The 24157-nt window shown below is 53.5% G+C and carries 28 protein-coding genes; 21 read left to right on the top strand and 7 right to left on the bottom strand.

Annotated features, from left to right (window positions below):
- The 7 genes from JNJ77_18715 to JNJ77_18745 form a co-directional block, all read left to right on the top strand.
- Positions 1 to 172, top strand: a 172-nt coding sequence (locus JNJ77_18715; protein MBL8824625.1) for a hypothetical protein, incomplete at its 5' end; no start/stop codon positions are given.
- Complete coding sequence (locus tag JNJ77_18720) at positions 169 to 666, top strand: RNA polymerase subunit sigma (GenBank protein MBL8824626.1); 498 nt, start codon at positions 169 to 171, stop codon at positions 664 to 666. The genes JNJ77_18715 and JNJ77_18720, both read left to right, overlap by 4 nt.
- A gap of 69 nt (positions 667 to 735) precedes the next feature.
- Positions 736 to 3711 (top strand): tetratricopeptide repeat protein, encoded by a 2976-nt coding sequence (locus tag JNJ77_18725; GenBank protein MBL8824627.1) that lies wholly within the window; start codon positions 736 to 738, stop codon positions 3709 to 3711.
- Between the two features lie 257 nt (positions 3712 to 3968).
- The gene (locus JNJ77_18730) at positions 3969 to 4655 is read left to right on the top strand and encodes a sigma-70 family RNA polymerase sigma factor (GenBank protein MBL8824628.1); all 687 of its coding nucleotides are present in this window, start codon (positions 3969 to 3971) and stop codon (positions 4653 to 4655) included.
- Positions 4656 to 4704: 49 nt separating this feature from the next.
- Positions 4705 to 4896, top strand: coding sequence for a hypothetical protein (locus JNJ77_18735; GenBank protein ID MBL8824629.1), 192 nt, complete (start codon positions 4705 to 4707; stop codon positions 4894 to 4896).
- A 79-nt stretch (positions 4897 to 4975) separates the two neighbouring features.
- The gene (locus JNJ77_18740; GenBank protein ID MBL8824630.1) at positions 4976 to 5245 is read left to right on the top strand and encodes a hypothetical protein; all 270 of its coding nucleotides are present in this window, start codon (positions 4976 to 4978) and stop codon (positions 5243 to 5245) included.
- Positions 5246 to 5253: 8 nt separating this feature from the next.
- Positions 5254 to 5814 carry a ParB N-terminal domain-containing protein gene (locus tag JNJ77_18745; protein MBL8824631.1) on the top strand — a complete coding sequence of 187 codons (561 nt, stop codon included), beginning with the start codon at positions 5254 to 5256 and terminating at the stop codon, positions 5812 to 5814.
- 64 nt (positions 5815 to 5878) lie between these two features.
- Here JNJ77_18745 and JNJ77_18750 read toward each other — a convergent pair whose 3' ends face one another.
- Both JNJ77_18750 and JNJ77_18755 read right to left on the bottom strand, forming a co-directional pair.
- Positions 5879 to 6361 carry a GNAT family N-acetyltransferase gene (locus JNJ77_18750; GenBank protein MBL8824632.1) on the bottom strand — a complete coding sequence of 161 codons (483 nt, stop codon included), beginning with the start codon at positions 6359 to 6361 and terminating at the stop codon, positions 5879 to 5881.
- Positions 6362 to 6364: 3 nt separating this feature from the next.
- Entirely contained in the window at positions 6365 to 6589 is a 225-nt protein-coding gene (locus tag JNJ77_18755) for a hypothetical protein (protein MBL8824633.1), read from the bottom strand.
- Positions 6590 to 7220: 631 nt separating this feature from the next.
- On the opposite strand from JNJ77_18755, the gene JNJ77_18760 reads away from it, so the two are divergent.
- From JNJ77_18760 to JNJ77_18770, 3 genes are all read left to right on the top strand, one after another.
- On the top strand, positions 7221 to 7598 hold the full coding sequence (locus JNJ77_18760; GenBank protein ID MBL8824634.1) for a hypothetical protein: 378 nt from the start codon (positions 7221 to 7223) through the stop codon (positions 7596 to 7598).
- Between the two features lie 227 nt (positions 7599 to 7825).
- Complete coding sequence (locus tag JNJ77_18765; GenBank protein MBL8824635.1) at positions 7826 to 9019, top strand: hypothetical protein; 1194 nt, start codon at positions 7826 to 7828, stop codon at positions 9017 to 9019.
- Positions 9020 to 9239: 220 nt separating this feature from the next.
- The gene (locus tag JNJ77_18770) at positions 9240 to 9638 is read left to right on the top strand and encodes a VOC family protein (GenBank protein MBL8824636.1); all 399 of its coding nucleotides are present in this window, start codon (positions 9240 to 9242) and stop codon (positions 9636 to 9638) included.
- Between the two features lie 3 nt (positions 9639 to 9641).
- On the opposite strand, the gene JNJ77_18775 is transcribed toward JNJ77_18770, so the two are convergent.
- Both JNJ77_18775 and JNJ77_18780 read right to left on the bottom strand, forming a co-directional pair.
- Entirely contained in the window at positions 9642 to 10604 is a 963-nt protein-coding gene (locus JNJ77_18775) for a hypothetical protein (GenBank protein MBL8824637.1), read from the bottom strand.
- Positions 10601 to 10762 carry a hypothetical protein gene (locus tag JNJ77_18780; protein ID MBL8824638.1) on the bottom strand — a complete coding sequence of 54 codons (162 nt, stop codon included), beginning with the start codon at positions 10760 to 10762 and terminating at the stop codon, positions 10601 to 10603. The genes JNJ77_18775 and JNJ77_18780 overlap by 4 nt, the downstream gene beginning before the upstream one ends.
- An 87-nt stretch (positions 10763 to 10849) precedes the next feature.
- Here JNJ77_18780 and JNJ77_18785 point away from each other — a divergent pair, with 87 nt between their 5' ends.
- A complete protein-coding gene (locus JNJ77_18785; GenBank protein ID MBL8824639.1) occupies positions 10850 to 11074 on the top strand; it encodes a hypothetical protein in 225 nt (74 codons plus the stop codon).
- Positions 11075 to 11080: 6 nt separating this feature from the next.
- On the opposite strand, the gene dnaB is transcribed toward JNJ77_18785, so the two are convergent.
- Positions 11081 to 12430 carry a replicative DNA helicase gene (dnaB, locus tag JNJ77_18790; protein ID MBL8824640.1) on the bottom strand — a complete coding sequence of 450 codons (1350 nt, stop codon included), beginning with the start codon at positions 12428 to 12430 and terminating at the stop codon, positions 11081 to 11083.
- A gap of 242 nt (positions 12431 to 12672) precedes the next feature.
- On the opposite strand from dnaB, the gene JNJ77_18795 reads away from it, so the two are divergent.
- From JNJ77_18795 to JNJ77_18840, 10 genes are all read left to right on the top strand, one after another.
- Positions 12673 to 13614 carry a DUF4350 domain-containing protein gene (locus JNJ77_18795; GenBank protein ID MBL8824641.1) on the top strand — a complete coding sequence of 314 codons (942 nt, stop codon included), beginning with the start codon at positions 12673 to 12675 and terminating at the stop codon, positions 13612 to 13614.
- Entirely contained in the window at positions 13611 to 13970 is a 360-nt protein-coding gene (locus JNJ77_18800; GenBank protein MBL8824642.1) for a cupin domain-containing protein, read from the top strand. Before JNJ77_18795 ends, JNJ77_18800 begins: the two co-directional genes overlap by 4 nt.
- Positions 13971 to 14026: 56 nt before the next feature.
- On the top strand, positions 14027 to 14437 hold the full coding sequence (locus JNJ77_18805) for a hypothetical protein (protein MBL8824643.1): 411 nt from the start codon (positions 14027 to 14029) through the stop codon (positions 14435 to 14437).
- 359 nt (positions 14438 to 14796) lie between these two features.
- Positions 14797 to 15687: a formylglycine-generating enzyme family protein gene (locus JNJ77_18810; protein ID MBL8824644.1), complete on the top strand. Its 891-nt coding sequence runs from the start codon at positions 14797 to 14799 to the stop codon at positions 15685 to 15687.
- Positions 15688 to 15822: 135 nt separating this feature from the next.
- Positions 15823 to 16350 carry a hypothetical protein gene (locus JNJ77_18815; protein ID MBL8824645.1) on the top strand — a complete coding sequence of 176 codons (528 nt, stop codon included), beginning with the start codon at positions 15823 to 15825 and terminating at the stop codon, positions 16348 to 16350.
- A 275-nt stretch (positions 16351 to 16625) separates the two neighbouring features.
- A complete protein-coding gene (locus JNJ77_18820; GenBank protein MBL8824646.1) occupies positions 16626 to 17522 on the top strand; it encodes a DUF1559 domain-containing protein in 897 nt (298 codons plus the stop codon).
- A 12-nt stretch (positions 17523 to 17534) separates the two neighbouring features.
- Positions 17535 to 17684 carry a hypothetical protein gene (locus tag JNJ77_18825; GenBank protein MBL8824647.1) on the top strand — a complete coding sequence of 50 codons (150 nt, stop codon included), beginning with the start codon at positions 17535 to 17537 and terminating at the stop codon, positions 17682 to 17684.
- A 248-nt stretch (positions 17685 to 17932) separates the two neighbouring features.
- Positions 17933 to 18604, top strand: a complete 672-nt coding sequence (locus JNJ77_18830) for a carbonic anhydrase (protein MBL8824648.1) — start codon at positions 17933 to 17935, stop codon at positions 18602 to 18604.
- A 244-nt stretch (positions 18605 to 18848) separates the two neighbouring features.
- Entirely contained in the window at positions 18849 to 20330 is a 1482-nt protein-coding gene (locus JNJ77_18835; GenBank protein MBL8824649.1) for a porin, read from the top strand.
- A 70-nt stretch (positions 20331 to 20400) separates the two neighbouring features.
- A complete protein-coding gene (locus tag JNJ77_18840; GenBank protein MBL8824650.1) occupies positions 20401 to 21144 on the top strand; it encodes a hypothetical protein in 744 nt (247 codons plus the stop codon).
- 3 nt (positions 21145 to 21147) lie between these two features.
- Here the strand turns inward: JNJ77_18840 and JNJ77_18845 are convergent, their stop codons facing one another.
- Positions 21148 to 22575, bottom strand: a complete 1428-nt coding sequence (locus JNJ77_18845) for a hypothetical protein (protein MBL8824651.1) — start codon at positions 22573 to 22575, stop codon at positions 21148 to 21150.
- A gap of 130 nt (positions 22576 to 22705) precedes the next feature.
- Complete coding sequence (locus JNJ77_18850) at positions 22706 to 24118, bottom strand: transporter (GenBank protein ID MBL8824652.1); 1413 nt, start codon at positions 24116 to 24118, stop codon at positions 22706 to 22708.
- Positions 24119 to 24157 lie beyond the last annotated feature (39 nt).

Consider the following 24157-nt stretch of genomic DNA (forward strand, 5'->3'; position numbering starts at 1 on the left):
CTACGAAGGCCTGAAGCAGCGCGAGAAAACCATCCCGCCACGAAGCAGCACCCGCCTCCCCGAAGCCCTTGACCGCCTCATCCAGCTCTACACCGAAACCAACAAGCCTGAGGAAGTGAAGAAGTGGCAGGCGGAGAAGGACAAGTTGCCCAAGCCGGTGGAGAAGAAATGACCGCAGCTTCCGATGGTTACTTGCCACAGGTGTACGATGAACTGCGCCGGCTGGCGGCGGCCAAACTGGCACACGAGCGAATAGGGCATACGCTCGATGCCACGGCCCTGGTACATGAAGCGTGGCTCAAGCTGGGTGCTGAGAGTTTCACCTCTCGCAGCAGCTTCTTGCGGGCTGCAGCAGTGGCAATGCAACGCGTACTGGTTGATCATGCCCGGGCGAAAAAAGCGGAGAAACGTGGTGGTGATGGACGTCACTTTGAAATCTCTGAAAATGACCGTATCTACTCCACCGACCCGGATACCATCCTTGCCGTCAATGAAGCCATGGAACGGTTAGCAATCGAAGATCCCGAGGTGGTCGAAATCGCTCGGCTACGGTTATTTGCTGGACTATCCATTGAGGATGCTGCGGAGGCCCTGGGAATTTCGCGAGCTACCGCCTTTCGCGACTGGTCGTTTGCACGAGCCTGGCTGACGACCGCCCTTTCCTGAGAATCTTTCAGATTCTGTGAGACTGATTCGGCGCCGTTTACGCCAATCTGGAAAAGCGGAGAACGTGTCATGGCTGTTGATGCTCGCCGGGTCAAGGAACTGTTTGGAGCGGCTCTCGATATTCCTGAGACTGCCGCCCGTAATGCCTACCTTGATCGCGAATGTGGTGATAATGCTGAATTACGTCAACGGCTCGATGCCCTGCTGAAAGCTCACGAGTCCCCCGCCTCAGTCGTCATGCAACCCCTGGCAGGCGAGGGAACCGTCGCCTATGCTGCCAGCGAGAAGCCGGGTACCCTTGTCGCGGGTCGATACAAGCTGCTCGAATCCATCGGCGAAGGGGGTATGGGTACGGTCTGGGTCGCTGAACAGACCGAACCTGTGAAGCGTAAGGTGGCAGTGAAGTTGATCAAGGCGGGCATGGATTCCCGCAGCGTGCTGGCCCGCTTTGAAGCAGAACGCCAAGCCCTGGCCCTGATGGATCACCCGAACATTGCCAAGGTGTTGGATGGCGGGTTGACCGAACAAGGCCGACCTTACTTTGTCATGGAATATGTCAAAGGTGTGCCCATCACCGAGTATTGCGATGCCACCCGGCTCAGTATTCACGAACGGCTGCAACTCTTTATCCAGGTGTGTCAGGCGGTGCAGCATGCCCATCAGAAGGGGATCATCCACCGCGATCTGAAGCCAAGCAACATTCTGGTGGCACCGTACGACGACAAGCCGGTGCCCAAGATCATCGACTTCGGCCTGGCCAAGGCGATGCACCAGTCGCTGACCGAACGAACCCTGCACACCGCACACGAATCTGTGCTGGGCACGCCACTCTACATGTCGCCGGAGCAAGCTCAACTCAACAATCTTGATGTAGATACAAGGTCCGATATATATTCGCTGGGTGTGCTTCTCTATGAATTGCTCACGGGAACGACGCCGCTGGAAAAGCAGCGATTCAGGCAGGCAGCCTGGGACGAAGTACGACGGATCATCCGCGAAGAAGAGCCACCCCGCCCGAGCACCCGGCTCAGTTCGATAGATACGCTGCCCACTCTGGCAGCAGGTCGCCACACGGATCCCCTCAAGCTGACCAAGCTGGTGAAAGGCGAACTCGACTGGATCGTCATGAAGGCCCTGGAGAAGGACCGTACCCGGCGGTATGAGACGGCCAACGGGTTTGCCCGGGATATTCAGCGATACCTGAGTGATGAAGTGGTGGAAGCCAGGCCAGCGTCGGCGGGGTATCGGCTGCGGAAGCTCATGGCTAGAAACAAAGGGAAGGTGCTGGCGACATCGCTGATACTTCTGGCATTGCTGACCGGCGTCGCGGTCAGCACCTGGCAGGCAGTTCGAGCGACACGTGCCGAACATCTCGCCCTGGCTGCTGCTGAGGAGGAGCGAAAGGCCAAGCAGCGTGAAGCCGAGCGGGCTGAAGGGGAGAAGCAGGCAAAGGAGGACGCGGTAGCCAAAAGGAAGGAGGCAGAGACCAATCTTGCCTTCGCCAAGAAGGCAAACGACATCCTCGGCTCGGTGTTCATTGGGCTGGATCCGAAGGCGAACTACGCCACGGTGGCCGAGTTACGGGACGTCCTGAAGGTAAACCTCCGGAAGGCAGTGAAGGAGTTGGAGGGCTCGGCGATCGGCGACCCGCTGGAAGTGGCCGCCATGCAGAACACCCTCGGCAAATCTCTGCGTGGACTGGGGGAGGCGAAGCTCGCGATCGAGGTGCTCGAGAAAGCACGAGACACGTACAAAGCCAAGCTCGGCCCTGACCACCCTTTCACCCTCATCAGCATGAACAACCTGGCGAATGGCTACCGAGCCGCCGGGAAGATCGAACTGGCTCTACCACTCTTCGAAGAGACGCTCAAACTCACTAAGGCCAAGCTCGGTGCCGAGCATCCCATTACGCTCGCGGTGATGTTCAACCTCTCCACGGCCTATTATGCAGCTGGGAAGTGGGACTTGGCACTACGGTTTTATGAGGAGACACTCATTCTGCATAAAGCCAAGCTCGGCCCTGAACATCCTGAGACTCTCAAGATCATGAACAGCTTGGCAGTGTGCTATCAGGACGCCGGAAAGTTGGATCTGGCTCTGCCGCTTCTGGAAGAGACTCTGAAGCTCGGGAAAGCCAAACTTGGGCCAGACCACCCAGATACCCTCGTCAGTATGAATAACCTGGCTAATGGCTATTATGCAGCTGGGAAGCGTGACTTGGCTCTGCCGCTTCTCGAAGAGACTCTGAAGCTCAGGAAAGCCAAACTTGGGCCAGACCACCCAGATACGCTCTCCAGCATAAACAACCTCGCTGTGGCCTATCAGGATGCTGGGAAGCGTGACTTGGCTATACCGCTTCTCGAAGAGACTCTGAAGCTCATGAAAGCCAGACTTGGGCCAGACCACCCCGATACCCTCGTCAGTATGAATAACCTGGCTAATGGCTATATGGCACAACGAAAGCTCGATCAAGCCATCCCGCTCTTCAAGGAAACCCTCCAGTTGATGAAGGCCAAGCTTGGCGCGGAGCATCCCTCTACGTTGAATTGCATGTACAACCTCTCTGCGGCATATCAGGATGCCGGGAAACTGGATCTGGCCCTGTTGTTGAGACGTGAGATGGTAACCATCTCTCGTAAGGTGTATCCCAAGAATAGCCCACAGCTAGGCGGGCATCTGGCCTCACTTGGCCTGATCTTGCTGGAGGCGAAGAGTTTCACTGAAGCTGAACCGCTCCTCCGCGAGTGCCTGACCATTCGGGAGAATTCTCAACCCGATGCCTGGCGAACTTTCTACACGCAGTCGATGCTCGGCGGGGCGCTGCTCGGCCAGAAGAAATACACCGAAGCCGAGCAGCTGTTGCTTAAAGGATATGAGGGGATGAAAGCCCGCGAGAAAACCATGCAACTGCAGGACAATACTCGGCTTCCCGAAGCCCTCGACCGGCTCATCCAGCTCTACACCGAAACCAGCAAGCCCGAGGAAGTAAAGAAGTGGCAGGCGGAGAAGGAGAAGTTGCCCAAGGCTAAGGAAAAGAAACCCTGATACTGATATGCAACGATGATCTGAGACCGCACGAATCAAAAGAGTACGGCTCTTGTGCCGTGTTCCGTATGATCTTAGCCAATGGACCCAGCGACCTTTTGTTCGATCGTAGTGCATTCTGACATTTGCCTGCAGCGAACGATCCAGATGCGTGATGGATCATTGAGTTCGATCTGACTTGAGATGCATGCCTCGGTTAACTTCGAGAAAAAACAGACTGAGTAGATTGGCATAGCTGTCATTCGCGAGTACCATCGGTGAATCTCGATCTCCCTGTTTGGTATCCTCGAATGGAAGACAACTCGACTGTCATTCAAGGCTGGCTCATACGTCTCAATGAAGGGGAGCCTCAGGCTCGCGAGGAGTTGCTGGCCAGGACACAGCAACGTCTGGAACGGATGGCTCGCAAGATGCTACATGGTGGCTTCGTGCGACTGAGTAGCGACGAAGAGACCATGGATGTTGTGCAGGATGTCAATATTCGGCTCTTGAAAAGCTGGGACAAACTGACCAAGAACGAAGACGGGAAAACGCTCGGATCGGCGGCGGAGTATTTCATGAGGACAGCCCGGCTACTGCGTGAGGTTCTCATTGACCTGTCCCGCAAGCATCATGGTCGTGGCACCAGGAAGCCCGGCACGGTTCCCTTACAAGGAGGCGATTCCCAAGATAGTATGGGTGGCTATCAGCATGATCCTGGAACCGAAACTCTTGGTCCTTCATCGCTATCCATGTGGACCGAGTTTCATCATGTTGTCGAACAGTTGCCTGAAGAGATTCGTCAGGTCGTCGATTTGCACTGGTATCAGGATCTGACGTATGAGGAGTCAGCACAGTTACTGGGGATTGGCGAATCAACCGTTCGGAAACGCTGGGTGGCTGCACGGCTGGAATTACAAAAGCGATTTGAGAAAAGCCCCTTCGATTGGAAACAATTAGTTTAAGAAAGCTGATTCATGCCCAACACAGTATCGTCTCGCATCATTTCGCTTCTTGCTTATTGAGAAGAATGTAGCGCCGCTGGTGGGTGAAGACGGCATGAGCAGCGAAACCAACAAGCCCGACAAAGTGAAGAAGTGGCAGGCGGACCGTGTAGCATTGAAGCCGATATCAGCTGAATCAGAACCTCGGAAATCATCAGCACAACTCGCCCGGATTTCCTTGCCATTGAGAAGTGTTACGTGATTTTTTGAACCTGTACACTTGTATCATTTCTGAATGCATGGTATGTTATGTACAGATATAGTGTACAAAGGTATCTACCATGCTCCAAACGACGAATTCCCGGCTGTGTGGTCATTGTGGGACAGCCCAAATCGTACGGCCTCGCGGCCTGTGTTCCCGCTGTTACGATGCTCCTTCGGTGCGCATGCTGTATCCGGCACGTACCACGAATCGCCCGGATGCGAGCACTCGCGATCGGCGACTGCCTCGCGTTCCCACCTCGGCCCTCCCCGGCACACCAGCCAAGCTCATGGTCTTTCAGAGACGGCTCAGGCAGCGAGTTCAACTTTTTCATCCTCTTGATGCGTGAGGTGAATCATGCAGGTTATTTCCAAACCCATCAGTGAACTGCACCCTGCCCCGTACAACCCGAGGCAACAGCTCGAAAAACTTGATCCCCGCTATCGCAAACTGCGGCGCAGCATCCAGCGGTTCGGGCTGGTCGAGCCGTTGGTCTGGAATCAGCAGACCGGCCATATCGTAGGCGGGCATCAGCGGTTGCAGATTCTGCAGGAACTGCATCACCAGCAGACGTTTGTCTCCGTGGTCGATTTTCCTCTCGACCAGGAGAAGGCTCTCAACGTGGTGCTCAACAATCGACAAGCGCAAGGCGACTGGGATTTGCCCAGGCTGACCAGTCTGCTCGAGGAACTGAATGAGTTGCCCGAATCGCAACTGGCTGCGACGGGATTTGATCCAGGGCATCTGCGGACGCTGCAATCTCAACTCACCCCCAGCGAAGAGCTGATAGAGGAGGAGAACATCACGCGGTTCGAGATTACGCTTTGCATTCCGAAAGAACAATTACAGGCGATCCGGCCTGAATTGGATGTGCTGATTGAGAAATATCAACTGGAGGTGCATGTGAAGGAGCGGTAAGCCAACCGACCGGCAGGGGGAAATGGAGTACCATTTGCCCCTGCCACGCAGCGCACCGAAAGGCTTATCGCTTCCGTTCCCAGCGACTTACCAGGCCATCTTCGGGGTCCATGACTTCGCCGATGAACTGGAAGCCGCATTTTTCGAGGATGCGTTTTGAAGCTCCATTGCCCGACTTGGTGTGGGCGCAGACGAGTTTCACCTGCTCGTTTTCCAATGCATACTGCGTCATGGCGATGGCAGCTTCGGTGGCGTAGCCCAGGCGTCGATGAGCTGGATCGATGCCGTAGGCTAGTTCAACCATGCCATTTTCATCGGGTGGGCCTTTGAAACCACCGCTGCCTACAGGCAAACCGCTGGCGCGATCAATCAGATTAAACCCCAACATCCACGGGTCAGGCTCTGTCAGTGCACGCAACTTTTCCAGCCAGACTGGCGATACTTCCGCCCGGTCTTCCGGAGGCATGGCTTCCATGCGTGCCAGTACTGCTTCCGGCCCTTCCAATACCAGATCCAGCCTCTGGGTACGCATAATGATTTCGCTCATGATCTACCTCATTATTGGTATCTGCCGCTTGAGACCATTCTGAACAGGAATGGGTTCACGGTGATGAATCCGATCATTGACACCATGCAAGACACTGCCATCGCAAATCTGAGCTGTTCGGCCGGGCACAGCCAACATCAAGTCGAGGGCTGCTGCGAGCACATTCACGTCATAGACATGTGGAATAAATGACGACCAGCCGGGGAATATTGAACGAAAGTTGATCATCAAGCCCTTCGATATTGCTGATTTGAACAGCCTTCCTGCAAATTCGTTGCCCACCTATGGGATGATGGGTAAAATTAAAGATAACATTGACAGCGTGGCTGTCGGGTATGAGCTATCCTTTGGAATTATTCACGCTGTTCTGCTTAGGCACAGGGGATTGATTCCCATGGATTGCTCCAGACATCCTGTTGCACCGCCTAAGATCGTTGCCGTCGCTACCGATAAGTATCTGACGCCGACGCACGCCTCGCAAGACAAGTATCTGCCCGGACCAGCACCGAAGTATGGCCAGGATTTCACCTATTCCGTAGGCCGTCGTGCTCCCAATGGACAGAGTGTGGGAACGACCGAAGCAGAGCTCAAACCGCAGATGGAATTCCTGCTGCGGGCCTTTGCCAAGAATGACAAGAGTGGCATGGCCAGGCGGTTGTTCGATGCCTTTCTCGCCAAGCAGAAAACGATTTATTACTTCGATGATGCCGATTTGAACAAAGCTGCGGCGAATCATGGAAACATCAACTATTTCATGAATGCTGCTCTAGGTGCCCCTTATCCGTGGGGCACGCCACCAGCTGCGGGTAAAACCCGCATTCATCAGGCACTGAAAGCTGCAGGCTGGGATATCAACAAGCTGGTAGCACCAACTGATCTGGGCGTTCCTGCCTTCAACGATGGCAGCAAGGCCTTCAGCACGGGCGACTTCGGCAACGGCCTGGGAGTGATGATCAACGGCGTGCAACATGCCTATGCGGTTGCCACCCATTACCGGTATGAGCCGGGCATGCGCATGTACTGCATCCGTCTGAAATTCCTGTTCTACGATGTCTTTGGTCTGGATGACGATGATCTGCGTGAATACGGCGCGCAGGAAGGCGGCGGAGAACTATCGTTTTCAAGGCAGGCCCAGGGCATCACCGCCTGGTGGCAACTCCAGCACCAGTTTGGCTACCCACCATTGGTAACACGCATTGCGATCGATAGGCAATTCACCGTTCCGACTTATGTGTAGTTTTGCTTTCAAATCTCATTGCTGATTTCAATAAATATACTTCGGATACCTACCAACCGAACCATTCCCTAATTCATTGCTCATTCAGTGGTTTCGAATACGATTCCCGTCTGATTGCAATCTTTTCAGAATTAGTGGCTTATTTTCAGGATTAGTGTGCTTAGAGCCAATGTCGAGCAAATTGCTTGATGTCTGGAATTACACTTTATCAGCAAAAGAGACCTGACATGTTTCGGAAGATCCTGAAGAACCTGAAGCGCGGCAATCCGACAAGCTCAAAGCCAAAGTTATCTCTTGGAGTTGAGTCCCTGGAAAATCGGTGGGTACCTGCCACGATTTCACTGAGTAGTGGAGTCATCGCGGTAAACGGCTCGCAACTGAACGATGTCTGCCGGGTGGAAATGGAACTGAACAACCCGAATACGTCACTGGACGACCGCGTTAGAGTATCCATTTCCAATCCTAATGGTTCCACAACCGTCTGGTACGATCAGTACAAGCTAGGGCAATTGCCTGTTTCCAAGGTAGTTTTCAATGGCTTTGCTGGCGATGACCAGTTCTACAACATGACCGCGCTAAAAAGTGTTGTACATGGCCATGCCGGTAACGACATTCTTGTAGGTGGTTCCAACAGCGACATACTGTATGGCGATGGTGGCAATGACCTTCTTTATGGCAACGGAGGAAACGACACGTTATATGGAGATACCAGTCTGCCTCCCTATATTGCAGCTTTGAATATCGCCTTGTACGGACCCGATGGTGATGATTACCTGGAAGGTGGTGATGGCACCGACAAGATGTACGGCGAAGCGGGCAATGATTTTCTCTGGGGAGGTAACGGCGGGGATTTTGCCTATGGCGGTGCAGGCAATGACACCCTATTTGGCAACGAGGACAATGATTATCTCATGGGAGATAACGGCAACGACTATCTATCGGGAGATGCAGGCATGGATTTCCTCTACGGTGGAACCGGCATGGATCAGTTGAACGGGGGAGAAGCTGCTGATCATTTGTATGGGGGTGCAGATAACGATACGTTGTACGGAGATGGCGGGAATGATTATCTGTATGGCGAAGCAGGCCGGGACACCCTGCTAGGTGGCGATGGTAACGATGTGCTATACGGCGGGGATGGCGACGATAAACTGCATGGCGGACTGGGTGACGATGTTCTCTACGGACAGAAAGGCAATGACACCCTGTATGGCGATGCGGGAGCAGACAAGCTCTCCGGCGGTGAAGACAATGATTACCTGAATGGTGGTACCCAGAACCAGAGCGTCAGTGATGGATCGCTGGACATTCTCAAGGGTGGATCCGGAGTTGATTATTTCCGGTTTGAGGAGATTGGCACCCTGATTCAGCTCGAGCTGGCCATGTCGGATTTCGTGAATGGCGTTGATCACAAACCATAAGAATGCTCATCACCAATTCTTTCTTGCAGTCCTCGATCCTTTCGGTCGGGGACTGATTGTTTTTAACCTGTCACGTGGGCTGTTTCCTGCTATGTTCAGAGATAAATCGCAGGCAGAAGGAACCATGATCATGACCCGTCGTGAAGCAATGCTGGCGTCTACTGGATTATTATCAGGTAACGAAGCGGCACATGGTGCGAACTGGGTTTCGGAATCCATGATGGAACTGGGCAAGGCCCATCTGCGAATTGCCCGGCCTACCGATCAACTGGCAGAAGTGGTCAAGTTTTATCGTGATGGCCTGGGGTTCACGATGCTCTACGAATTCACCGATCATGACGGATTCGATGGCGTAATGTTGGGACATCGCGGCGCTGCGTATCATCTGGAATTTACTCACAAGAAAGGGCATCGTGCAGGCCGGGCACCCAGCGAGGACAACCTGCTGGTATTCTATCTGCCTGATGCAGAGCTTTGGAAGAAAGCCGTTGCTCGATTGCAGGCAGGGGGGCATCTACCGGTCAAGGCATTCAATCCCTATTGGGACAGGAAGGGAAAGACCTTCGAAGACCCGGATGGCTATCGCATCGTGCTGCAGAATACTTCGTGGTCTGTATAGCTATCATGCCCCCATCAACTGTTCGAGCCTGGCCCGGGCAGCGGGTGGTTCTTCGAGTACAGCAAGGATGATGAATTCGAGTGTGCGGGCTGGCAGGCGTGCCAGGTGCATCAGCAGATCAGCATAACGGACACCTTCCGGTGCCACCGCAAACAGCTTTCGCCAGAGTTCACCACCACTTTGCAACATCCAGGGTTCATATTCGAGTCGGTCAGTCTGCTCCATCACATGCTGATACGTTTCATCATCCAGAGTATTCAGCCCGTGCAGGCAGATGAGTTCCGCAGTGCCTTTGACCAGTTCCTTGGCGAGGTAGAAGAAATTGACCGCACGAGCCACCACCTGCAGCGATCCATTCTGATGCAGCACGCCGCCGTAACCCACAGCACCGGCACGCAGTACCCAGCGGGTGAAGGAATTGGTCTTGCTCAGTTTGCCGAAGGCAACCTTCGTGGTCAGGGTGGCATCGAGCCTGTCCTGAGGAATGTCCCAGACCTGTGATGCAACCTGCCTGGCCAATTGTGTCAGTTCCTGCTGGCATTTTTCTTCGATCATGGTGATGCGGACAAAAATCTGGATGGTTTTGAATCCGAAGAAAATGGGCCATCGTGGAACGCCTTTTTCTTTACTTCTCGCCAGAGCCCGCTGTCTGCCTTCCTCAGCAAGCATGCCGCCGTGCTTTGAGAGTATGGGATGATCATAAAACGGATGGTTTGTCTTCGTTGCTGCCCGCTTCCAGAAGCGGGGTGGCCAGCCCAGCAAGAGTGAAGCCTCCGTACACCAGTATTGCAGATGATTGACCAGGGCCAATTGATCATAGAGCAGCAACAGTTTGGGACTGAGTGTGTTGAGTTCATCTCTGACCAGGTGATGCATGGTCAGGCCAGCATGCTCGGATGCACCCTGGATAAGCCAGTTAAGGGTAAGTCTTTTGTTGACTTCCTCGCGCAGCATTTCCTCGATCACGGGTGAACCTGCGCTTTGGGCTCTGGTGTCGGCCGGGCTTCAGGCCAATCAGGATTGAAGGGATCGAGATCGGGACGAGGTTTGGGAGGTGCAACCGGTTCCGGCGCAGGTTTCTCGCGAGGCTTCACCGGCGGCGGCAGGGGTTCCGTAGTTGGCATACCTGTTACCAGGCAGAGGTGCTTGAACAATATCGATTATTGCATGCCGATGCATCGCGGTCAATGTGGCGGTCGATGTGAAATCGAGTGTCAATTGCTAAGATGATCCGCATGGTCAGGCAAGGCAGAAACCCAACAACGCGACGCTGGTGGCCCATACCCCTGGCGGTGCTTATCATCCTGCTCGTCGTCGTGATACTGATGCCGGAGATTGTTCGCCCGCTGGGTATTGACCCTGGCATCTTCGAAGATATCCACTGGTTCTTCCGCCACTTGTTGGGACAGCGGGATCGTCGGCATTTTGATTTGTAAACACTATCAATACGGAGCCATGCCGCCCGCGTAGTTGGCGAAGCGCATGTGCTGCTTGATGTGGGAGAGAGTAATCTTACCTACCGGGCCGTTACGCTGCTTGGCAATGATGACTTCCAGCACACCCTCGGCATCGAGGCCCGTTTGAGGATCTTTGGGCCGATGCAGCAGCATGACGGTATCAGCATCCTGTTCGATAGAACCTGATTCACGCAGATCGGAAAGACGAGGTTCCGCTTCGGTGCGGTTTTCCACGCCTCGATTCAACTGGGCACAGGCGATCACTGGTATCTTGAGTTCCTTGGCAAGAAACTTCATGCGTCGGGAGATAGCAGCCACCTGTTCCTGTCGGCTGTCCTTGCGGTTGTCGGGTTCAACCAACTGAAGATAATCGACGACGATGAGTTTGATATCGTGTTTGAGTTTGAGTCGGCGGGCGTTGGCAGCAATGCGGATCATGTTCTGGCCGGGCGAATCGTCGATGAAGATTCTAGCCTGGCTGAGTCGCGAACCTGCATCCACAATCATTCGATGCTCTTCGGTACTCAGGATATTCTTTCGAAGCTTCTGACTATCGACTTTGGCTTCACAACAAAGCAAGCGTTCCGCCAGTTCAATACGGGACTGTTCCAGGGAAGCGTAGAAAACGGGCATGCCGTAATCGACTGCCACGTTGCGCATCATGTTCAAAGTGATAGCCGTTTTTCCGACGGATGGCCGGGCGGCGATGATGATGAGTTCCGAATCCTGCAGGCCAGCCGTGATGTTATCAAGATCGACGTAACCAGAGGGCAAGCCGCTGACATCGCCCATGCCTTCGCGCTTGGCCCGCGCCTCCATGCGGTCGTACGCTTCATGGATGGCTTCACCGAGAGAAATCGTTTCGCCCGCCACGCCCCACTCAGCAATGCCCATGATTTTCCGCTCAGCTGCTTCAAGCAGTTCGGTAGCCGGGGCAATCTGGTCGGAAGCATCGCGGGCGATGTCGGTGCCGGTGTAGATCAGGTAGCGGATGATCGCTTTATCGCGGACAATCTGAGCGTAGTAGGTGGCGTTGGCAGCGGTGGGGGTTTCATCGTAAACCTGAGCAAGGTACTGGTAGCCGCCGACATCCTTGATTTCGCCGGTGGCGTGCAACTCGTTGCTGAGAATAACAAGATCGACGCTGGCAGCAGTCAGGTGCAGTTTGTTGATGGCCCGGTAGATACGGCGGTGTGCATCGCTGTAAAAGTTTTCATCCGTATGTTCGGGGCGCAGGACGAGTTGCACATCGGGAATGATACGGGCATCGCGAAGCATGCTGCCGAGCACGCAGCGCTCCGCTTCGAGCGAATGAGGAGGCACGCGATTGACCATGAGAGCAGCGGGGTTCTGGTCAGCCATGTGATTTCCTCCTGAAACGGCATGATAACATACCAACTGCCTGGTTCAAGGAATGAACCAGAGCGGGTATGGAGTTGTAGGCGAAGGGGGTCGCAACGCCAAGAGCTTTTGGGGGTGAACTGCCAGCATCGTCCAACTTAAAGTCACGCTTTCAAATGGACGAAGGCGAAGTTTTACGTTCTGATAGATGACATCAGACTGTGTGAGGCTTCACCATGTATTATGTGCTTATCGTTAGTTTGCTTTGGCTGCTGACAGTTGATACTTTGCATGCCCAGCAGGTTCCTGACACGAACTTCAAGCCGGCGATCCACTCGCCTGCTTATGAGTTGGGCCAAGGGCCGCGGGTAGGCATCGACGAAGCACATCATAACTTTCATACCGCCACGGGACGTTATCAGACCTTTGCCGATCTGCTTCGGCGAGATGGCTACCAGGTTGCAGGGTTCAACAAGCCTTTCAATGCTGAAACACTGAAGTCCATTGATGTTCTCGTGATTGCCAACGCACTAAATGAAAAGAACAAGAGCGACTGGTCGTTACCTACACCGTCGGCTTTTACACCAGAAGATGTTGCTGCAGTACAGTCGTGGGTGAAAGAGGGAGGCAGCCTCTTCCTGATCGCTGACCATATGCCCTTCCCCGGAGCCGCCAGCGACCTGGCCATGGCATTCGGCATTGAGTTCAGCAATGGCTACGCCCGGCCTGGACACCGCAAGGCAAATACTGCTGATACGTTTGATGCAGCAACGGGATTGAAAGAGAGCGTCATCACGCGAGGTAGAGATGAAAGGGAAACGGTGACGAAGATAGCAACGTTTGGCGGGTCGGCGTTCAAGCTTCCAGCTGAAGCGGTGCCGGTAATTGTTTTTGGCAAGGATTCGATTTCGCAGGAAACCACCAAAGCGCCGGGGATAACGCCAGATGCTCCGAAGGTCAATATCGAAGGCTGGAGCCAGGGAGCGGTGTTGTCCTTTGGCCAGGGCCGTGTGGCCGTGTTCGGTGAAGCAGCCATGTTCAGCGCCCAGCTTGCCGGGCCGCAGAAGAACCCGATGGGAATGAATGCACCGGAAGCGAAGCAGAATCCGCAACTGCTGCTGAATATCCTGCACTGGCTAACGCGGGTTAAGGGAATGGAGGAAACAGGCAAACCATGACCAAAATTAACCTTGCCGAAAAGTTGGCTCTATTCAGTGATCACTGGAACCCTCGCATTGTGGGAGAACTGAATGATCAGCATGTCAAGCTGGTGAAGTTTCAGGGAGAGTTTGTCTGGCATCATCACGATCATGAAGACGAGTTGTTCCTGGTCGTGAAAGGGCGGTTTCGGATGGAGTTTCGCGACAAACAGGTTTGGCTCAACGAAGGCGAGTTCCTCATTGTGCCTCGTGGCATGGAGCATCGACCGGTAGCGGATGAGGAGGTGCACGTGTTGCTCTTTGAGCCAGCCAGTACGCTCAATACGGGTAATGTCAACAATGAACGCACGGTGGAGCGGTTGGAACGAGTGTAGACGTGCTGTGAGGGGCTGATCGCATCTATTTTCAACGGGATAAAGAGGAGCCAGGCATGGCAGGACAAAATCAATTACCCACTCCTCTCATGGCGTCATTCATCACATGCGATGGCATTCTGGTGCACGAAAAAACTCATTCCAGACAATTGATGAATCCCAAGTGCAAATATGACCGCTTACGGTTTCCCGACAATGTGCTTTTATCGCTGTATGTTGAAATCACTGGTGGACGTGGTGCTTATCGCCCAGGTTTAACGTTAGCTAACAGTGAAGATCAGACGATCTGGGAATGGCATCCAGAAAGATCATTTAATATATCAAATCCATTGATCACTTTCGATATCTCGTTTAACGATCTAAACATCAGGATACCATGTGCAGGCCGATATCTGCTTGCCCTCCAATTAAATGAAGTCCATGTGGCACAGCGCAGTTTATGGTTTGACTTGGAGAAGGCACATTGAAGTGACGGAGGCATGTGTAGTGCAAATCTGGGCATGAAACAAACCTGTGGGATGCAGGCGACGTTCGGTTCAATTCAAAAGGCACCAAATGGACGATGTTCCGCTGCTCAATGCGTGGGGTGACGTTGCATAACCTCTATTGCCGCGGAGATTGAGAGTGCACTTCGATGGCAGCCCGTCGCGCTAGCCGTGGAGGATCGCGCGGGCACTTAAAGTTTATCGCAATATTCGCACAGCAGTTGCACGTTTCCCCTTGCTGGTGCAGCGGACTGGTAGTTGCATCGCAGTCAATCATGTTGCAAATCTGAAATTCAGTCAATCCAAATAGAATGAAGGTGGTGCGAATCGCGAGTACTTCCATGCAAAAGATCTGGTGGTTCACTGTTTTGCTGTTGCTCATCGGCTGCGAACGTATCACCCCGGTCTCAACCGTACTGGCTCCGCCTGATGCGTTCGATGGAAAGAAACCTGGCGAAGAAAGACAGGTTGCAGGCATCAAACTCTGCTGGTGCCCGGCTGGCACTTTCACCATGGGAAGTCCGCGTGATGAACCAGAACGCCGACCTGGTGAGGACCAGGTGATGGTGACGCTGACTAGGGGTTTCTGGATGGCCAAGTTCGAAGCAACGCAGGGAGACTGGAAACGAGTGATGGGTGCATTGCCTGGACCTTTGACTGCCGAGTTGCCTGAAGATGATGTGTTGCCGGTGGGAAACGTCAACTATGCCGAGGCGGAAGCGTTTTGTCTGAAGCTGACAGAACTTGCCCATGCAGCGGGAGAGATACCGAACATTTGGGAATTTCGTTTGCCGACGGAAGCTCAGTGGGAATATGCCTGCCGGGCTGGAACCACGACCATGTTTTCCTTTGGCAATCAGTTGACGAGCCGCCAGGCGAATTTCAAAGGAGCTTCGTTGGGCACCACCGAGCGCGGGCCATCGACTGGCAAGGCAACACCTGTCGGCAGTTACCCAGCCAATGCCTGGGGCCTGCATGATATGCATGGCAATATCTATGAATGGTGCCGGGACTGGTATCACGCCAGGCTGCCAGGAGGCGTTGACCCAGATTTGCGTGATGCAAAAGACACTGCAACGCCAAGCGAGAATGGGGACATATCACGCTCCCGGCGTGGTGGCTGCTGGGCAGATGAGGGAAAGTTTCTACGTACTGCGTTCCGTCTGCGTTTTGAGCCACATCGGCGATATGATCACATTGGATTTCGCGTGGCGCTGGTGCGACGGAAGTAGCCATATCACCAGTTATCATTAAATACTGCCGCCGACTCTTCCCAGGCTGGCTGATTCTTCTACTAATAAGTATACATTGAAGAGCCGCTGGAATTACAGACCTTTCTGCATCCCTCCTCGCTCAGGCAACACGTTTTGACACCTCGACGACAGAGATTACTGGAACGCGAGCAACGACGGCAATTCGTCTGGAGTATCGTTGCGAGATTATTCTGGCTATTCCTGTTTCTGGTTCACCTCTACCCGGTCTGGGTGGTCAGTGCCCGGTTTTTTCAGAACCCATCTTTTAGCAACATGGTTTCCCTGGGTGTCTTGTATGGCATCCTGACACTCTCAGCACTCAAGACACTTGATGTCGCCTGGCTGCGGATACCACTCAATCGCCGAAGCTGGCTGGGATTGCTGCTGGTGGCGATGTGGATCCATGGCGACTTTGTTGTGAAGCAGTTGCCTGATGCGTTGACGGTGGAATCTTCCATTGTGGTGGTAACGGGAGTGCTGGCTGCAGGTGGTCGATTCATCCGCCACGTATTGCAACGCACCGCTTCTCGCATCAGCCGCATTATTCAGACATTCAACTCTTACCTGGCTGAGGTACTGTTACCCAGGCCAGTGCATGTCATCCTGCCTGTCGTTGCGCCACGTGCTCCTCCGGTTCGCTAGTTCGTTGTTGTAACAACCCGTGACTGTCACATTGGTCGAACGGGTTCGTTCATGCCCCTTTCAGTAAGTTCGCACGAGTAACTATGCGGTGAATGGGCACGGTTAGCGTGAGTACACGCAAACCGTAGCACCCTGTCTGCATGACTTTAAGGCGAGAGTACTCAATCCTGTTGCGTGCTGACTGCTGCGCAGTGGCACACACAAGATCCTCTAGACCATGCAGGAATTCCTGCCAGGTCAATTCATTTCAGAGTCAATAACCGGAGATAACTTCCATGAAACAACGGCATGCGTTTACCCTGATCGAACTGCTGGTGGTGATTGCTATCATCGCCTTGCTGATGGCATTGCTGCTGCCAGCTGTGCAGAAAGTACGCGAAGCCGCCAACAAGATGATCTGTGCCAGCAATCTGAAGCAGATTGGCGTAGCACTGCATCATTATCACAATGATTACGGCGAATTCCCCAATAACCTGAAGAACTATCCGCAGTACAGCCCGTTCACTGATCTGCTGCCTTACATTGAACAGGATGGCTTGTTTCAGAGATACGACAAGAGCAAAGATCCTTTCGATCCAGTGAACATGCCGGTCTCCTCCAAGGTGCTGAAGATTTACCTGTGCCCGACGATGGCGTTGTCTGAAACTCCATCACCCGGTTACGCCAGTTATGTCTGCAACCTGGGCTCCACTTACAACTGGTCGATGTTCCCGTTTCTGGAGTTCATCTATGGCAAGCCTGATGGCGTCTTCGTTAACAGTCATCGCGTGTCATTTCGTGATATTCACGACGGCACCTCGTACACCTTTTTCGTGGGTGAATCGAGCTACTCGCTCAAGGACTACCCTGCCCCTGGCTCCATTGGCGGGTTTACTTCGTGGTCGTTTGCCTACCCGATCACCACTTTTGCTTCATCGTTCAACCGGATGAACCACAAGCAGCATTTCACTTCGCCGATTGCCAGCAGTGGCATGGGTTCGTTCCGCAGCGATCACCCCACTGGCTGCAATTTCCTGTTTGGCGATGGCTCGGTGCGGTTCATTACCGATTCGATCAACAGCGATGCAGTTCCCTTGCCGCTGCCGCTGGGTGGAATGAACCCGTATGCGGGTGGCGCAGCGTATCGTGCTCTGTCAACGCGGAACAAAGGCGAACCAGTCAACCTCGATTAACAGGAGTGCATCATGAAGCATCTGATAGCCTTGTTGCTGCTGTGCACACTGCTGACAGGCTGTGGTGAAACGGAACGCCCGATGCAATCAACCGAGCAGTTCCGCCAGAGTCTGAAGGATATTGAAAAGCTGCAGCCGCATGCAGGCAAACAAAAAGTGTAAGTGTGAGCTATTGCTCACCTGCAATTGAACGTTCAGCAAACTACCTTGAATATTCGAAGCTCACCTTCGAATATTCAAGGTCTTTGTTTTTCCCGTAACTTGAAAGGAACCGCTCGTCAAAATCTATTGATTTGATGTTTTTTACGAACATTTCTGGCACGAATGGCGTTATGCTAGTAAGCAGCTCGCTCTACAGCACTCGTAGATTCTCTCCTCCCACCAACACCGTTAAACACAAAGGCGGCTTTATGCAGAAGCTGATCAAAGGCATTCACCATTTTCAGAACAAGAACTTTCGCCCGCTGAAAGATCTGTTCGAGCAGCTCTCGCATGGACAGAATCCGGAAACACTGTTTATCACCTGTTCTGATTCGCGCATCGATCCGAATCTGCTGACGCGCTCCAAGCCGGGCGAGTTGTTCATTCTCCGTAACGCGGGGAATATCGTTCCGCCGCATGGGGCCGCCAACGGAGGGGAGGCAGCAACCATTGAGTTTGCTGTCGCCGGGCTGGGCGTGAAGGACATTATCATCTGCGGGCATACACATTGCGGAGCAATGAAAGGATTGCTCAAACCCGAAATTGTAGAAGGCTTGCCCGCGATGGCTGCTTGGCTGAGTCATGCTGCCACCACGCAACGGATTGTGAAAGATAATTACGCCCATCTGGAAGGTGATCCGCTCGTGACAGCGACAGTAGAAGAGAATGTGCTCGTGCAACTGGAGAATCTGCGCACGCTGCCCAGTGTTGCCTCCCGCCTGGTCAAGGGCGATCTGCACCTGCATGGCTGGGTCTATAAAATTGAAACTGGCGATGTGTTTGGTTACGACCGTGAGGAAGGCCAGTTCATTCCCATTTCGCAGTATCATTATCCGGAAAGTGAATCGAATGTGCGACGGCGCACGATTGGCACGATTTAATCTTTCTTCAGTCTGATGATGCGGTTGTTGCTGCTGTCAGCGATGTAGAGATCGCCTGTCGCTGGGTGTGCCAACTTGGGCAATTTGCGACAACTTGCGAATTCATTGCTTATGCATCTGCTTGAGTGAAATGTGAAGATTGGTACAAATGAAACCAAAAATTGACGAACCTGTTCTGGTTCTACCGATGAAACATGCATGTCTTGAAAGATAATCGGAAAAAGTAAGAAAAAGAGTAAAGAAAATGAATCTCCGATTCGCAGGGCTGTTGGGGTTAATCCTGCTTTGCCCGATTAATTTACAGGCTCAGGATGGATTCATTCCACCGGAGCAATTGCGCGAACAGGTTACAAGAAACTATGATGAGAAAGCAATCATCCCAGCCGGGTATGTGGATAGCAGCCGACTCTTTGATCCAATCGATCGCCCCTCATTGATGGATAAGCTGGTTGAACGTTGGAACGAAGGGTGCGACCCGGAAATACCCATTGCCTACTGGCAGGCCGGGCCTGCTGCCAAGGGTGAGAAAGCTGCAGAGCCGAAAAAGAAAGCATGGTATGAGAAGCTGAGCCTGCGAGGCTATACGCAGTTACGTTATAACTTTACCATAGATCGAGATCAGGAATATGCACCGACTCAACTGGTAGCTGATCGCTCGGTAGGTAAGAACCAGAGCTTTATTCTTCGCCGGGTCCGTCTCATTCTGTTTGGCGATGTTTCAGACCATGTTGGGGTCTATTTGCAGCCTGACTTTGCTGCAACCCCGGATGGAGCTACGACCAACATTCAGTTTACGCAGATTCGCGACTGGTATGCTGACTGGTACTGGGACAAGGAGAAAGTGTTCCGTTTGCGTATGGGTCAATCGAAAGTCCCTTACGGCTGGGAAAACATGCAGTCGAGTTCAAACCGACTGGCATTGGATCGAAACGATGGGTGGAACAGTGCTGTGAAAAACGAACGTGATCTGGGTCTGTTTTTCTATTGGACACCAGAGTACGCTCAGAAATTCTTCAAGGATGTGATGGATCAAGGCCTCAAAGGTTCAGGCAACTACGGTGTGTTTGGCGTGGGTGTGTATAACGGCCAGGGCGGTTCACTGGCGGAACAAAACGACAATCTGCACTCGGTCATTCGCCTGACTCTGCCGATTACCTTCGATAATGGCCAGTACATGGAAGTGGCCGTGCAGGCTTACAGTGGCTATTATGTGGTGCTTTCCTCGCAAATCCGGGCCAATGGCACCGGGCCTCTGATTCGTCCGGCAGGTACACTCGAAACAGGTGATCGGCAAGGCTGGCTGGATCAGCGCATCGGCGGATCGTTCATCTGGTATCCGCAACCCATCGGGTTCCAGGCGGAATGGAACGTTGGTCAGGGCCCTGCTCTCAATGCTGCTCAGAATGCCATCGAAGATGCACCACTCACCGGTGGCTATCTGCAACTGATGTACAAGTACGATACCCCCTGTCATGGCACCTTGTTCCCATTTACCCGCTGGAGTTATTTCAACGGCGGATACAAGAGCGAACGCAATGCGCCATATTCGATGATCAGCGAATGGGAAGCTGGCGTGGAATGGCAGATCAACCCACAGGTGGAACTGACCACCATGTACACACTGACCGATCGCACCAACACGACTGCATTCACTGATCCCGGCGCCATTTCCTATGAGCAGTTCAAAGGACAACTGATGCGAGTGCAGTTACAGTTCAATTACTAACATTTCGCTTGTTGCTCTTGCCCGTTCTTCTGCAGATGGTTATCACCCCTTCGCTCTGAAGGGGATACCGATGTGGCGACAGATTCTGATCAGTGTTGCCTGGTGGCTCTGCCTGTATCCGGCAGCGCAGGCTGATAACAAGCCAACACAACCTGGCGTGATATTCCTGGTGGGTGGCGCCGGCGGTATTGAAAACCTGCATGGCTTCGCCCGCTGGGCAATTCGCCAGGCGGGTATTCCCCACGAATTACGTTCCTTCATGTGGACGCATGGCAAAGGGCGTGTCATTCGCGATATTCAGGACACGCGACACCTGTTGGCCAAGACAGAAGAACTCCGCCGGGAAGTGCTCAGCTACATGAGTTCCAACCCGGGCAAGCCGGTATATCTCATGGGTAAGAGCACAGGATGCCTGCTGGTACTGCAGGCTGCAGAAAAACTACCCATTAGTTCGGTGGAAAAGATCATTCTGCTTTCGCCTGCTGTCTCACCGATGTACGACCTTGCCGAGGCGCTGCGAAGTGTGCGTTCCGAGATGCTCTGTTTCTATTCGAAGCTGGACATTGTTGTTCTCGATTGGGGTACGAGTATCGTGGGTACAGCAGACCGGTACTACACCAGCAGTGCCGGACTCAAGAGTTTTCAGATGCCTGATGTGAGCAAACCCGAGTTTGCAGATTATCAGAAGCTGCGACAGATTGAATGGTCGCCGGGCAAAGTCTGGTACGGTCACTTCGGCGGACACCTGGGCAATGGCATGCCGCTGTTTCTGCTGTTTGAAGTGATGTCGAGACTGAAACCGGAGAGCCGGTAACTATCATTCCGACAACTGGTAGAGTTTATAGTTCGCCAGCGTATCGCATGGTGGGTCGTTTTTGAACTCGTGGATCAGTTTCCAACGCTTGCCGAGGAACTCGGGCAGTGGATCGTACCAGGCGAGCCAGTAAACATTGTTCTTGAGCTTCAGATCAGAACGCCAGGTTGGCAGAGGCGTTTCGTACATTTCCCAGCCACGAGTCAAGCCGTGGAAATAGTAGGCGAAGCCACCCATGACGACGGAACCTGCGGGAATGTGTTCATCGAGCAGTTGACCTACACGTTGTGGATCAGTCTGTTGCCAGCGCATTACTGTTTTAACAGTACGGCCCATCACACCGTAACCCAGATTGAGAATGACCATGCTGGCAACGCATATCGCCAACAGCCGTGGTTTACTCTGCACGGTCCAGAAGACTGCCAGGTAACAGAGAGGAACCAGGTAGATGAGGCGGAAGATATAGAACGGCGGCAAAACGATGAGAACGACACTCGCCACAAGCAAGCCGAGTATCCAGACCAGGTGTGCTTTGGTTTTCATCCAGGGCAAGGTGAGGATGAACAGCAACACTCCGGTAGCAGGCGTGGTGAAAAGGGATAATGCCAGGCTCCAGCGACGTTCGGTCTGTGCTTCACGATACTTATTGAGTTCATGCAGAAACTGCAGGAACTGATCCCAGGAAAAATCAACGAGCACTAATGCAAGAGTAACAATGAGGGAGAATATTGCTCCCACGATGGCGCCAGCCAGCATTCTCAACAGGTGCGACATGCTGTTTGGTCGCAAGAGAAGCAACACCACGACAAGCAGACCCAGGGTGATGATGAGTGCAGTGGTCCAGACCATGACACCAATGGGCAACAGGAACCCGGCAAGCACTGCCCAAGGCAGACAGTTCGAGGGTATTTGCCAGGCGCGCATCCAGCAGGCCAGGGCAAGCAGAACCGGGGCAACCGCTAACATGTCTACCCGTCCGCCTCGGTACGATTGAATAAAGAGCGGATCGGAAATAAAGAGCAATGCCAGCCAGGCTGCAGGCCAGGTCGACCAGTTCCAGGTACGCAGAACTGCGAAGCAGGCAAAGGTGCAGAGCAACGCTCCCAGCAGGCTGATTGTGCGAACGGACTCAACAGTTACTCCGAGTGGGCCGAGGATGAGTTTCTGGATGAGTTGCAGCCAAGGAAGAATGACGACTCGAGGCGTCTGATCGGGATTGATCTGCAAGGCCCAGGGGGTGTTGATGTCGTGCAGCACGCGGAACTGATCAGTAATCTGGGCTTCATCCTGCCAGAGTACGGGGCTGCGAGTGAAGGTAGCCACATGACAGAAAACAACCAGCAAGGCTGTCAGGCACCAGAGAAGCGCCTGGTAGCGGGTGAGGAAGGCGAGCCAGGGGGCTGGTGGGAATGAATGTGTATCGTGGCTCACGCCTGATCCTTGGTCTGGGTGGGATGACAATGGTTATCGTATTGGGTGGAGAGACCTTCGGTCGGGTGAGTGGCACGACACAACGGAACCATGAGGTCTAAGACAAACGATGCCAACCGTATAGCATGACCTAATACCGGAAAATCAGATCCACCATCAGGCGGTAATCTTCAATCATGTCTCTGCCCGAGACAGGGAATTCATAGGCAAAGCCAGCTTGGAATCCCTCGGTGAATTTGTAGCGCATACCTAACCCGACAGTCACGAGGCTGCGTCCTTCCACCTGGGTCGCCCCGATGTTCATCAGGTCGCCACCTTCGAAATTGACAGGCTGCAGACTGCCATTCTTGGTGTAATAGAACCAATTGACTTCCGCAAACGGATAGAACCGCTTGAAGAAACCATAATCGATGTGGGCACTGAGGAAGTAGAAGTCGGATGCACCGCCGGTGTAGCCGAAGCGGTAACCCGTCGACGCCAGGAAGTGCCAGTTTTGCAGGAAGCCTTGCCCGTAGCTCAAGTAGGGCACCACGCTGGCGCCATTACCCGCCAGTACACTGTTGCTGCCCACGGGAATTTCAAAGCTGACACCTGCAGCCAGCAGGGTTTCACTTCGGGTATCACGCAGGAAGGTGTACTTGGTACCAATCTGCAGATCGGTGATGCCAGTGCCACCGGAGTAGCCGTTGAGTGCGCCGTCGCCGGGGTTGACACTGGCTACACCCAGACGATGCAGAACCAGTGACCAGCGATCATTGATGCTGACACGGCCCTGCAGGATGAAGTCGTAGATGTTGCCACCCAGCATCAGTGGATTATCGCTAGGCGATCTCACATAGCTGAAGATGGTACGGAATTCAGTCAGAGACCGGGGATCTTCGAAGAAGGTCGGATTGGTCATGGGTGAGATGAAATCCTTGAATCCCTGATCGCTGCGTGCATCCCAGGTGCTGAAGGGGTGCGCGCCGCCCGGCTGCCCGGTGCCACAGATCTTGTTCCAGCAATCTTTGATCGGTTGATACCAGGGAGTGTTGGCGCCAGCAGGAGCCGGCGCACCGGGCGGTGGAGCACCGTAAGGTGGTGGAGCGCCATAAGGCGGAGGTTGAGAATAGGGAGGTGGAACACCTGCTGGTGCACCGCCTGCTGGTGCCTGTCCCGGAATTTGTCCACAGTTATATGCTTCTTCCGCAGCACTGGGACCTTGATAGCGGGTCAACATACTTGCAGGCCGATTATCAGGTGGAATGGCACCGGGAATATTCAACGTGGGGTCAGGCAGACTTTTCAGATCCTGATACTGTACCGTCTGATATTTCACTGCTTCGCGAGGCAAAGGTTGGGTGGCAAAAACCTGATAGTTTTCAACTGTTGTACTACGGGGTTTGCCGAGACGAATTCCCGTCGATTCGGAGGCAGGTACCTGCGAAACCGGCCGCCAGTCCTGGGCGGACAGGGTTCCTGCAAACAGCACGAGACAAAGGCATCCCTGCCAGCGATACATGATGATTTCCGAGGAGACGGTCTCTGTTCGTTCATCGACCAAGTCGCCTCCACTTTCACTGCAATATCTACAAACCAGAAT

This window comes from Planctomycetia bacterium (genome assembly GCA_016795155.1).
Lineage (GTDB): Bacteria > Planctomycetota > Planctomycetia > Gemmatales > HRBIN36 > JAEUIE01.